This window comes from Vibrio sp. A37, from assembly GCF_059777565.1.
In genome coordinates this window covers 175,690-188,788 of sequence record NZ_JBLNLI010000001.1, presented here as the reverse complement: position 1 = coordinate 188,788, position 13,099 = coordinate 175,690, and the positions used below count along the sequence as shown (strand labels likewise).

Annotated in this window: 9 protein-coding genes; 4 read left to right on the top strand and 5 right to left on the bottom strand. The window is 39.4% G+C overall.

The genetic code is table 11. The features are described 5' to 3' along the window. Window positions 1-38: 38 nt before the first annotated feature. The gene (locus tag ACM2FC_RS00810; protein ID WP_498478913.1) at window positions 39-1,040 is read left to right on the top strand and encodes an NADH:flavin oxidoreductase; all 1,002 of its coding nucleotides are present in this window, start codon (window positions 39-41) and stop codon (window positions 1,038-1,040) included. 193 nt (window positions 1,041-1,233) lie between these two features. After that, window positions 1,234-1,926: a class I SAM-dependent methyltransferase gene (locus ACM2FC_RS00805; RefSeq protein WP_498478912.1), complete on the top strand. Its 693-nt coding sequence runs from the start codon at window positions 1,234-1,236 to the stop codon at window positions 1,924-1,926. A 22-nt stretch (window positions 1,927-1,948) separates the two neighbouring features. Here the strand turns inward: ACM2FC_RS00805 and ACM2FC_RS00800 are convergent, their stop codons facing one another. Then, a complete protein-coding gene (locus ACM2FC_RS00800; protein WP_498478911.1) occupies window positions 1,949-3,934 on the bottom strand; it encodes a HAMP domain-containing methyl-accepting chemotaxis protein in 1,986 nt (661 codons plus the stop codon). 471 nt (window positions 3,935-4,405) lie between these two features. Between ACM2FC_RS00800 and ACM2FC_RS00795 the strand changes: the two genes are divergently transcribed. Further along, entirely contained in the window at window positions 4,406-6,046 is a 1,641-nt protein-coding gene (locus ACM2FC_RS00795) for a cellulose binding domain-containing protein (RefSeq protein WP_498478910.1), read from the top strand. Between the two features lie 34 nt (window positions 6,047-6,080). Here ACM2FC_RS00795 and ACM2FC_RS00790 read toward each other — a convergent pair whose 3' ends face one another. Beyond that, entirely contained in the window at window positions 6,081-7,280 is a 1,200-nt protein-coding gene (locus ACM2FC_RS00790) for a YbfB/YjiJ family MFS transporter (RefSeq protein WP_498478909.1), read from the bottom strand. Between the two features lie 105 nt (window positions 7,281-7,385). Between ACM2FC_RS00790 and ACM2FC_RS00785 the strand changes: the two genes are divergently transcribed. After that, window positions 7,386-8,240, top strand: a complete 855-nt coding sequence (locus ACM2FC_RS00785) for a LysR family transcriptional regulator (protein WP_498478908.1) — start codon at window positions 7,386-7,388, stop codon at window positions 8,238-8,240. A 56-nt stretch (window positions 8,241-8,296) separates the two neighbouring features. Here ACM2FC_RS00785 and ACM2FC_RS00780 read toward each other — a convergent pair whose 3' ends face one another. From ACM2FC_RS00780 to ACM2FC_RS00770, 3 genes are all read right to left on the bottom strand, one after another. Continuing rightward, window positions 8,297-8,731, bottom strand: a complete 435-nt coding sequence (locus ACM2FC_RS00780) for a GNAT family N-acetyltransferase (RefSeq protein ID WP_498478907.1) — start codon at window positions 8,729-8,731, stop codon at window positions 8,297-8,299. A gap of 556 nt (window positions 8,732-9,287) precedes the next feature. Further along, on the bottom strand, window positions 9,288-11,201 hold the full coding sequence (locus ACM2FC_RS00775) for a hypothetical protein (protein WP_498478906.1): 1,914 nt from the start codon (window positions 11,199-11,201) through the stop codon (window positions 9,288-9,290). A 1,230-nt stretch (window positions 11,202-12,431) separates the two neighbouring features. Then, window positions 12,432-13,079 carry a glutathione S-transferase gene (locus ACM2FC_RS00770; RefSeq protein WP_498478905.1) on the bottom strand — a complete coding sequence of 216 codons (648 nt, stop codon included), beginning with the start codon at window positions 13,077-13,079 and terminating at the stop codon, window positions 12,432-12,434. Between the last annotated feature and the right edge of the window lie 20 nt (window positions 13,080-13,099).

Genomic DNA, 13,099 nt, shown 5'->3' with positions numbered 1-13,099 from the left:
AGAATAGCGGCTCTTTGATTGGAATAGCGAGAGCTAGTATGAAACGCTTTTTATCCATAAATGCAGGTGTCAGTTGTTTAAACAATCGTTTAGTCGTTCCCCCTATGGCTTCTCAAACCGCGACGACTGAAGGTATCGCAACTGGAAAAACTATCGAACACTACAAAAGGCTTGCTCAGTCTGGGGCTGGATTAGTGATGGTTGAGTACAGCTTTGTCGATATAACCGGTCGCAGCGAGCCTAACCAGCTCGGCGCTCATACGGATGAATGTATCGAGGGAATGACAGCTATCGCTCGCACTATCCAATCCACTGGAGCTAAAGCAGGCTTCCAGATCACGCATTGCGGTGGCAAAGCGCAGCTCGACATTTGCCCTGATTTAATGGGACCTTCAGGAATTACCGTTCCTGCTTACGACCGGACGTTACCGAAGCCGAAAGCGATGAACCTTTCAGATATGCTATACATGAAAAATGCATTTGTTTCAGCTGCAAAACGAGTAGAACAAGCAGGTTATGATTTTGTTGAATTGCATTGCGCTCATGGGTATGGCTTAAATCAAGTACTGTCACCGATTACTAATCAGAGAAACGATCAATATGGTGGCTCACTTGAAAACAGAGCTCGCTTAATTGTGGAGATCATCCAACAAATCAAGCAACGAACTCAACTTGGTATCATGGTCCGAGTACCCGGACAGGACCTATATCCTGAGGGGCTGACGCAAAATGATATGGTACAGATATGCCGCATGTTTGTTGACGCAGGCGTAGATATTATTGATGTTTCTTCGGGTATTGGTGGCTGGAATCGACCTAAAGATCGTCGTGGTGAAGGGTATTTAGTCAATGAGTCTACTTTTTTAAAGCAAGCGACCCTCAATGTTCCTGTGATTGGTGTGGGTGGTATAGAAACACCTGAGTACATTGAGCATGCACTGATAAACGGTTACTTAGATTTAGCTGCTGTAGGAAGAGCCATTTTAAAAGATCCACTAGCGTTTCACCAAGCTGTCTTGCAGCAAGAGGAAATAGCATAAGTGTATAAAAATCAGCAATATATTTTCATTAGCAAATTTCTATGTGATTAAATCATAGCTCTCTGTTTGGTGCAGATTAAATAAAGAAGCACAGACAAGCCGTGTATATATAGGCTATTTGGATATAATACCGATTTATATGCATCGAGGTGTTCACTGAATCGTCAGTTTTATCAGCTAAGCAGAGAATAATATGATTGAATTTACAGAGCAAGATATTGAAAAATATTCCAAAAGTACTGTGTCTGGGACAGGGTTCTTAGCATATCGAGATGTAGAAAAGCTTCTAACCGATCTAAAGCTAAAGCCAAAATGCGCTTTAGATCTTGGATGTGGAAGTGGTCGTTCTATCGGTGTGATTAAAGACTTATGTGATAGCGTCACAGGATGTGACATCAGCGATTTGGCATTGCAAAACACCCATAAAGTCTACCCCGACGTTGAACTATTTCTAAATGATTTATCTAGTGACAAATACCCAGCCGATAAGTTTGACTCCATATTTTCATTCTTTACCTTTTGTCATGTCGATTCGCTAGATTCTATGCGCCAAGAGCTTTCACGCTGCTACAACTCACTAAATGATGGAGGATTTCTTTTAATCATTAACCCGAACAGAGCTATTTCTACGAGTGAGTTTGCAAGTGTAAAAGGTATTGGATCTCCACCTGAAAATGAAGGTGATCGATTTAATGTGCTTCTAAAAGGTATCGACCTTGTTGTTGAAGATATATATTGGACGTCAAAAACTATTGCATATGAATGCGAAAAGCTTGGCTTTAAGCAAATGGCACTTCATCAGCCCCTCGGTAAAGAATCAGACAATCAACCTTATCAAGATGAATATCTCGAACCTCCTTACTTTTATTTAGTGTTGAAGAAGTAAGATAAGGAGATTCAATCAATATTTATGACTTGAATATAAACTGCTCCATCATGCTTCGCATACCCTGAGCCTGTTTCTCTAGTTCTTCTGCGGCGATTGCACTTTCATTGGATGCAGCTGCATTGAGTTGTACGACTTGGTCTACCGAAGCAACGGCTTCATGGGCTTCGGAAACGCCTTGAGCTTGCTCTTTACTTGAGTCTGCAATTTGGGCGACGAGGTTTGAAGTGTTGGTAATGCTCTCAAATATCGAGCCTAGCGCTGCTTCTGTGTTTTCAGCAATGCTTGCGCCGTTAATCGTCTTTTCTTCTGAAGTCTTAATCAGCTTAGCCGTTTCTTCTGCAGCTGCAGTGCTCCTTGATGCCAAGTTGCGAACTTCATCCGCGACAACAGCAAAGCCTCGTCCTTGTTCTCCGGCACGAGCAGCCTCTATTGCTGCGTTGAGTGCTAATAGGTTGGTTTGCTCCGCTATCTCATCGATGGTTTTAATAAACTCGGAAATACTTTGGCCCGAAGCCTTAATCTCATGCATTGCCTCGACCATTTCTTTCATATGAGCTTGTCCAAGACTCACTTCGTTTTTGGCTTTCTCTGCTAAGGAATTGGCTTCAAGAGCATTGGTTGCATTTGAGCTTGTTTGTGTCGAAAGTTCTTCTAACGAAACTGAGATGCGCTCTAGGCTTTCTTTCTGCTGAGCAGCGCCTTCCGCGAGAGATTGACTAGACTGAGATACGTTGGAACTGCCGGATGAAATTTGGTCGCCTGTCTTTTGTACGTTTTGCAATACGTCAGTTAGGTTAGTGACCATATGTTGCAAGGCTTTGCCTAAGCTATCCTTGTCAGAAGCTAAGTTAACTTGGGATGAGAGGTCTCCTTCAGCGATGGTTTGTGCCAGTCGAGCTTTCTCTTTTAGTGTTTCGACCATGTTTAATATCGAACCGTATAGGCTGTTTGGTGATACATTGTGTGAGGGAAGTTCCAGTTCAAGATTGCCTTCAGAGACCGATTTTACGATGTTAGTGACGTCTCTAGGATCACCACCAAGTTGTCTGTTGATTCGGCGAGTAATGTTGAGTGCAACAATAACTCCGACGGCAAACGCAACTAAAACAAGTAACGTAATTACCCAAACGGCGACTTCATTGTTTCGTTGTAGTTGTGGACCAAGAATATCCTGTTCTTCTTTTACAGATAACTTTATCTTCTCTATATCTGAGGCGACGATAGGCCCTATTCTATCTAAAGTGTTATTGATGATATCGTTTCGTTTCTGAATGGCGGAGACAATTTTTGTGAAGGTATCTCGATATGTTTTTGATTCGGCAACCACGCCAGCAAGAAGCTCTCGTCGAGCCGGATTTGCAAGCTCGTAGTCGAGCGTTGCAAAGTGTTTGTCCATTTCTTGGAATTCAGAGTTAACTCTATCAATAGCACTTTGTTCATTAGATTCCACGAACTTGAGTACATATAAGCGAGCGAGTAGCAGGTTCCGCATAGCCAGTGAAGCGCTGAATGCCGCAGCCATATCGTAATCTTCATTAGCTGAAACAATAATTTGTGTCAGTTTCTTCTCAATACTTGGTCCTGTGATGTTTAGCCCATCGTTGAATAGTTGATTCCTTTGCTTTTTTAACTCGACAACCGCGCGAAATTTCTCTTCATATTCAACTAACATCGTTTTGATAGAGCTCATGATTTCTTTACGGCTTGGGTCGGTCACGTTATCCAGAGCATCATCTAGGAAAGTAGAGGTTTTTTGAGCGTATTGTTCGAAGGATTGTTTATCCTTTTCTGAAGAGCTAATGATGTAGTTTTTAACCGCCATGCGCATCATCAGAACATTTGCTTGAACCCGACCCGTAATATTGGTTGTTCTGGCTAGAGAGCGGTAGGTTTGAAAGCCATTTGAAGCCTGTTCAATAACATAAAACGAGGTGATCCCAACGACTAGGAGAAGTGCCACCACACTGCCAAAACCTAAATACATTGATTTCTTGAAACTTAGCATGAGTTAAGATCCTACGTGTATTGAATGCTTTAATTTGTTTTCGGTTTAACCGAGTTCTCTATCGGTGTTTTGTTTTGGGTATCTTCGAATTTTTATTGTTCTAGACATATTTAATATAGAGGAAGATTTGAGTTCTGCATCGTTGTATCCATCGGAATGGGTGACTGTATATAAGTGGCTAGAATCACAAGTTGAAATATCCAATGACAGCCGTCAGTCATGAAATCTCTAAGTGTGATTTTCTGTGAAAATACCAATTGGATAAAAATTAAACAATTGCTCTATAGATACTACGTATGCGTTTTGTAGGCGTTGCTTGGACTCTGGGACATCTATAGGTAATCCACATTGAGAATAGACATTCTGTTCCTAATAAGCTTCGCCGCTAAGCGTAGGTTATGCCTTTCGTTATAGTGCGATGGCAGTCGATGAAGTTGAGCTGAAAAATCAGCATCGGATTAGGATACAAGGATGAAATACACAATTTATTTAAAGTCTTACACAGCGTTGCAGCTACTAGCATTCGCAATGCTTTCTATGTTTAGCGAACGTGCACAAGCGTTGCAGCATGAATATCTATTACAAAGTGAGTGGGATGGGGGAGGGATGGCGACCTTAATTGTTCGCAATAATACAACCACCCCTGTAAGCAGCTGGCAGGTTGAATTTGACTGGTTAGCTGATGAGAACGTTGATTTCGCTTGGAACGCAACAGTTACGCAATCTGGTAGCAAAGTGATTGCTGCTTGTGAGTCAGGATTTTGTGATATCCCTCCTGGAGAAGCAAAAGCATTTGGATTTGTGTTCTCCGCCACTCAGAAATCGTTAGTACCAAGCAGGATTGTAGTCACTTCCGACGCAGTGACTACAGAGGTGCCGGCACCTGAGCAACCCTTACCACAAGAGCCAATGATTCCTGGTGAAAATGGGCTAAGCGACGAATTTAATTACGTTTTGGGGACTCAGACAATTTACCCTTTGTACGGCTTTACTAACGATGGAAGGTTAGTGGAGACGGCGAAGGAAATTCGCAGACTAGGTTCTAATCTTTTGAAGTTCAGTTTGTCTCCATATAGCTACCCAGACTTGCTCACTAGCTATCAATCGTATGCTTATCAATTCGTTCGTTTGGCACGGGACGTGCCAGATTTCAAAACGGTGCTCGATATGGACTTTACCTACTACATGATTTGGTTGGAGGACTCGGGACATTGGATGGACAACAACGGCATGAGTCAGCAAGAGCTTGATTTACAGTATTCTAAAATCTATAGCTTGGCTGAGTACCTTCTTACCACTTACAACGGTAGTGGTAAAACATTTATGTTTGGTAACTGGGAGTTGGATTGGCAGCTGGTAAAAACAGTAGAAATTGATCCAATTACAGGGAACTCCACCGAGCGTTATGACGATTCGGTGGTTGATTTGCCTGACTTGCGAATCCAAGGGCTGATTGATTTTATCAATATACGCCAAAAGGCAATTGAAGATGCGTTGGCAAATACTCCCCATAACAACGTCAATATCCTGCAATACGTTGAGGTAAATAAAGTGGAGTCAGCGATGGCTGGAAAGGAGCGAGTCACCAATATGGTTTTGCCTCACACTAATGCCGATCTCGTGTCGTATTCTGCTTATGATATCCCAAACAAAGAAGAGAACGCAGACATCAATAAGCTCAATACCGCAATGACGAGCGCACTTGATTTTATCGACTCTCACCTACCAAATAAAACCAGTATACCGTTCGATAAGCGCGTCTTTATTGGTGAGTACGGGTACGCGGCAAATTGGTTTTTAAGTCACGGAGATAAAGCTGGGGAAACGCAAGCATTTTTAACCAAAGGAATGATGAAAGTTGCTCTCAATTGGGGCACTCCGTTTGTTCTATATTGGCAAATGTACGACAACGAGTGGGACGGGTATTTGCAGGATTATCGTGGCTTTTGGCTCATCGACCACAATGGGGTAAAACAGCCTAGCTATTATTTACACCAAAACTTTTTAACCCAAGCGAAAGCATGGGTCTCGGACTTTGAAACGCAGAACGGTAGATTGCCGACCGCCGAAGAATATCGAGTTGAAGCAATCAAAATTATAGATTCTCTATAACATTTTAGCCCAACAGACGTTGTTGGGCTTAACTCTACTTAACTCGAATAGGCTGAGAATTTACGTCTTCAGATTGGCGAATAAACTTGAGCCTTAGCATGCAAAGTGTGCCACCAATCATCACGATACCTGCTAAAAATAATCCATCAAGGTAACTTAGATTATGCGCCGCCATGATTGCGACGATGAGCGGAGCGACAATTTGCGCAAAAGAATAGCTTATTGTCATCTTCGCCATCATTTTAGCTGGATTACTTGGGTAATAATGCCCCGACATGGTCATTACGATATTCACTACTGCAATAAAGGTATTCCCGAACAAGATCGCGCTCACTAGTAAGGCTAAAATACTGGAGCTAACCATTGGAAGTAAAATCCCCAATGTTTGCAGTAGGCAAGCCAGCACTAGTGCATTTAAGTTGCCGGTTCGTTGAGATATTTTGTCCCATAGTACTGGAGAGGGTGCGGCGGCGGCACCTAACAAAATAAAGACGAGATAGCCTTGGGAATCTGTTCCTAAGGCGCGATTCACGATAGCCACGATAAAAGTCGCGCTGACCACGTATCCAACACCAGCACAAAAATACCCAAGCTTTAATGTCCTCAAAAATTTGGCACTGGGTATGTTTCCTTTGTGGTGCGAGGTATTAGTATGAACATGACTGGGGCTGGGTTTAGGTAGCCAAGCTAGAGCGGGGTACAGTAAAGCAAAACTTAAAATGCCGTAAGCAATATAAAGCTGTCTCCAACTTAAATAGTGGTGTGCTATCGCAGGTAACAATGCGGCGACAACGATACCAATTCCAATGCCACTAAAATGAAATCCGAGCTTAGATCCTTTCTTATTGGTGAGTAGCCAGTTTAAGACCAAGCCGGAGCTCATAAGAATACCGCCTGCGCTACTTACCCCCGACAGTAACATAAGTATTGCCCATACCCAGATATTTTGGCTTGTCGACATCAAAAAGGTCGATACAACGGCGAGCACCATACTTAGCCTGTAGCACTTATCTTTTAGCTGTATATCGTGAATCATTGAGATCACCATAACCGCAATAAAGTAACCGATATAGTTAACGCTGGCTAACCAAGCCCCCGAGCTTTGATCAAGCCCTGCTTGGCTTTGCAATATAGGTAACATAGGTGTGTACGCGAATCTGGCTATACCGACACTTAATATTAAGCTAGAAACTCCAGAGAATAGTACTTTTGTTTTAAGAAGGTCTTTCTGCATATCAGAGGGCCTTTATTTTCGCGATTGAGAAAAATATAAATAATTTGTTAGTTCAATAAAAATGATTTATTTTGAATAATATGTTCATTTTTAGAGATGTGAAATATGGATCTTCAGTCGTTACGTACTTTTGATATGGTGGTAAAACAAGGCGGAATCTCGTCTGCGTCGAAAAAGCTCCATACGGTACAATCCAATGTCACCATGAGAATACAACGCTTGGAAGCTGAACTTGGCGTCGATCTTTTTCATCGCAAAGGTCGAAGTCTTGTGTTGACGGTCGCTGGACGCACTCTACAAGACTACGCCCAGAAAATGTTGCAGTTGGAGCAACAAACGACTGCGGCGTTGAGGCAGATTGGAAGTGCGAGTGGCGAACTACGGATTGGTTCGATAGAAACATTTGCTGCTACCGAACTTCCCAACCTATTAAAAACTTGCGCTGATACTCATCCAAATATTTCATTGCAGGTGCAAAGTACGACAACTTCCGATCTTGTTCGCCAACTGCTTGCTCATGAACTCGATGTCATCTTCGCCAGTGGGCCTGTCGAACACAATGAGTTAATTACCGAAGCGGTTGTAAAAGACTCTCTAGTTTTGGTGCACAAAAAAGGCACTGATATTAAAAACCTTCCCCTTATCTTATTTCGCGATGGGTGTTCTTACCGGGCTCAAGCGCTAGCATGGCGACGATCTTATGGCGACACGGAGCTTAAAGTGATGGAGCTAGGCTCACTTGATGGGATACTGGGCTGTACCGCTGTCGGTATCGGTTGTACGTTAATGCCTGAAAAAGTGGTGAAAGCATCAAAGAGTTACAAGCAGCTTACTGTGAGTCAACTCCCTGCCGAATATGCGCATACGCAAATTCAAATGCTGAGACACAAAGACACCACATTTCTGCCTTCTATGCGCACGCTAAAAGATAGCCTAATGTCAGATGCGCAATGTTGTTAGTCATTAGGGCGATCATTCGCCTATTGAAAGGGGGAATGATTGAGATAGATGCTTGGTTAAGCGTTTGGCTCCAAGTACAAATTGGGCTTAGAGATTAGCATTAACCTTTCTGCGTTTTCTATGTTGTTAAAACCAAATTGACGGTATAAACCATGAGCGTCTTTAGTCGCTAACATCATGCGTTTTAGACCTTGCAGCTCGGAATGCTGCATGATGGAAGTCATCAATTTTTTACCAAGACCACGACCTTGCTCTTTTTCGATAATAAATACATCTGCAAGGTAGGCGAAAGTAGCCTTATCGGTGATGACTCTGGCAAAGCCAACAAGCTCTTGCGAGCCCTTGATTACAGAAAAGCAAAGCGAGTTTTCAATCGACTTTTCGACGGTTTGTTTCGGTATTCCAGATGACCAGTAACTTTGCTCTAAATAAGCGTGTATGACATCGAGATCAAACTCACTTTTATCTGTGCTGATTCTATATTCTGACAAGTTATTTTTCTCTGTAAGTTCATGACAAGAATAAACTTATCAGTTGGCAATGGTATGTTCAATAATTAGCTTTAATTGGCCATCCGACATTGAGGGTAAGTTTGATGGTGAACCGCTTACGTAGGCTCAAGAGTTTGAGAAAGAGTGTCAAGCCCATGATCAACTCGTCATTGAAATGATATTTTTGTTATTATAACTTTATATTTTTATGCTGATTTTTATTGTTAACTAATTCTACTTCCACGCTTTATAAGCATAATCAAGTTGGAGTCATGCCCTATTCCTTGAATGTTGCTTGCATTAAATAGTAGTTCGCTCGATACCTGTAGTGGCCCAAGAATAAAACCACTTGGGCCCACTTTATTTAAGAATTACATTAGAGCTTTTTCGCATCATAAACTGAGAAAGAATTGCTCGACGATTGCAGCAATCCAGCCTAGTGAAAGCGTAACGAACTAAGAACCCATCGCTATAAGAGGGAGGTATATGTCAATCTGTTTTTCTACATAAGTAGCGGGCTGTCAAAGAATGTATCCATATCATTAACGACCTCCAACTAGACTCTAAAAATCAAAAAGAAATAAACGTCAAATAACTCCTTAACAGATTTATATAAACTTTTATAATTGTTTTGCATATCATCTAATGATGATATCTTAGATATTGATATAGAATTAATATTGAAGATTTTTCTTAATGAATTAGGTATTTCATGATTGGTTTTAAGAAACTGAATGTACATTGAGAATAACTTATTTTCATTATTGAAATTCTCATTCACATAATCCCTTACTAATAGCAACTTATTGTTTATGTTCGTATGAGTACTGTGGCTTAGGCTATTGTAATTACTTCCATTGAAATTGTTTTTTTTAATTTCATTGTTTACTGAATATACAAATGGATAGCAAAAGTAGTAAACAAAATCAATATTATGCTTGTTAGTATAATTTGTATATAAACTTCGAGATCTAGATATTTTTTTATATTTCTCATCGGATATTACAACACTTTGTGGCAATAATATTTCTCGATTTAATCTAACTCTATAACCATAAAATGAGATATATTGGCTCGTTTTTTTCATCCATCTTATAGTAGGTTTTGTATATAATTTAGATATGCCAGAGTAAGGTGTCTTAGTATTTGACTTTGGATATTCAGTCGTAAATGGTAATGGTTCATCGAACTCTCTGAAGAAAAAATGCCCACTATTACCGGTATGGGATTTTGTATTCTTGCTTGCTTTATTTTCCAGTCTCTTAATTTGTTTATAGTACATTGAAACTCTATTATTTTCACTTCCATACAATGTCTCACTTTCAATATAGAATAGAGCTGATTTCTTTTTAACTTTCTCCGTTAAATAGTAATACCATTCTAAAATAGAGGGTACATAAATGGAAAGTTTGTCAGAAACTGTTTTAGAATACGTGACTGTATTTGTCGTTTTACCGTTCCAAAGATTTGAAAGGCTATAGTCGTTTACAACCTTTTCCATTAGCTTATAGGTATTTCGCACTTTTTCATAATATTCACCTTTAGTATGGGCAGCACCAATATTGAGTATTGTAATTCGTGATTTATGATTTCTCATTTTACTCATAATAATATTTCTGGCAATAACGTGATTTGATATTAGGCCTCTTAGAAGGTCTGATGAGTGATCTTTTCCACCATACTTAGACATGCTAATGATTGAATCAATATTCAAATATGCTTGTTTGGCCAATGCTTTAAAATCTTTTTTATACGTACTTAAATAACTCTTAATAGATTTAACATAATTATTATAGTTATTATGATCTCTTTTATCGACGTCTCTCATATCACCATAGGAATATGGCCCTATATGCTCAATATTTACATGTGGAACACCTAGATTCTTACAAAAATTACTCATTGCTTTGGGCAAAATAAACTCTAGTGATTTTTTTCTATTTTCTCTGTAAGTATTTGGATTGTTTATTCTAACATGTTCCTCACCCAAACTATAATTATAACCAGCACTTTCCAATAAATCTTGATAAAAGATTTTCTCTATTTCATCATCAATAGGTGAATTTGCATAAAAGCTTTTCATTAGTTGGTGTAGAAAATTACCTTTTTGAACGTTACATTTCCTCATCCAATTTTTAATTACATTGTGAAATATTTTATCTACTTCGCGCATTTCATATTCACGGGTGAGGAGATTTTTTAGTTCATCATTGCTTAACGATTGGCTGGGGTTATTATTGGGATTTTCATCGAAGTATATAATCTTATTAATTACTTCTTTATTTTTTTCGTTTAAATTGTAACCAATAGAGCTAATTTTCTTCATTAATAGGTATGATACTAAATACCCCGTACAGTTAATATCACTGTGTGGGGCTGCTATAATGATATCTATATCTTTGTCTTGTTGTATTTCTTTTGACAATCCTTTGAGATAAATTTCGTCTATTATGTTGGATATTTTTGGCATCAGTTAATTCCTTTTATATTTTTAAAAATTACTTAATGATAAGAACTGTCATAAATAATTACTTTATAAGTAACCAAAGGCGACTTATTTATGTGAGTTTTTCATGATATCTATTTTACTATAAGGAATATTTTTATATTAAGTTGGAATAATTAATTTTTCTTTGATTGTTATTATTGGTTGTTTTAATTGCTAAAATAATTATTCTGTTGATTGAATTTAATTCCGTATCTTGATTGTTAAATTCTTGATGAGCTATTACAAGCCATATATGTCGAAATGGAGTACATCAAGGAGACGTACATTTTATGGTTTTAACTATCTAATATGTAGGAAATTTTTAGGTGGCTGAGGGCAATATGGCTAGATAGGAAAGAATCCTTTATAAAGCTCTCCACCAAGGTACTAGATTTAATATTTGATCATTCTTAAAGTTTTTTCCTACTACTAACATTGATAAATTGGTAATAAAAGTTGAATAAAGATGTCCTTTCTAAGGGAAAATACGGCAATCATTAGTTTTATAAATTATGAGCACTAAATGCGTATAGTAGACAGACTCGTTTGCCTCTTTGTAAGAATGTCATTGCATATAAATCTTGAGCAAGATGACATGTACAATAAAGGTACAGCTCATTCTTAAAAGGAAAGATTTGTGAATAGATGAAAACGTCACTAGTCACATTATTGGGACCTTCTTCATCAGCTTAGTACTTCGCTAGTAAAAACTGACTCTATCCACGTAGATTAGAACTACATCGATGACGATATAGTTAAGCTCTGTGTAAATGTCGTTACTTGTTGGGGAGGAGCTGTGATGGCAAAAAAAGTGTTGTTGTCCACCGATAAATGATATCCACAGGGTGGATAATTACAATAACTCATTTCGTAGGGTAAAAGGTGCTCGTCCTTAACAGAGTAGCCTAATCTGCGAAAACGCTTTTAGGGCAAAAAAATCCCAGAGCAATTTATGCTCTGGGTGTGCTACTCAATAAAACACCAACAACATCAGTCGACTTAAAGAAGTGGCCCTGGCTTGAAAGGGTCACATATACACAGTAGCCATTTTCATTGAGGATTTGGTGTTATTTTGAGTTTATGTGACAAAGTTGGGTTATATTTTACTATAAATCACAGTTGCTGACGTAAATGCTCAAAGCGCGATTATAACAATTGAAATGCTAATAGGTTAAGTATCAGTATTTCAGCGCAGTGTTCCATTCTAATGCACTAAACCACTTCACCTGCTTCATCCTCTATTACGATGTCTTTCTCTAAGCTCGCTCCCTCCAACCATTGTTGCAACGACGCACTCTCCAAAACCTTTTGTTGATAAGCTTTAGCGTACTCTGATAGTTGAATACCGTAGGTTTGGAAGCGAAGCGCAACAGGGGCGTACATGGCGTCAGCAATTGACCATTCGCCGAACAACCACCCACCTGGGTATTGCTCTGCTTGTTCTGACCAGATAGCGTCAATGCGTTCTACATCACTGATTGCGCCTTTACTCAACACAACCTTTCTTCTGGCACGAATATTCATTGGTAACTCATTCCTTAAATCTAAAAAACCAGAGTGCATTTCTGCCGTGACCGCTCGGGCTTTCCCTCTTATTTCAACATCACTTGGCCATGCTTTTCCTTTTAGGTAACGTTCGTTTACATATTCCAAAATGGCGAGTGAGTCCCATACTTTAATTCCATTGTCCACCAATGTTGGCACCTTAGCTGTCGGGGTAATCCCTTCTAAAGTTTTGTAGAAATTTTCTGAGAATAATTTTAACTTGGTTAACTCCACTTCCAAATCGTATTGAGAAAAGATCAACCATGCGCGAAGTGACCAGCTTGAGTAATTCTGGTTCCCAATAAACAGTTGCATTTGAGCCTCCATATCTTTTG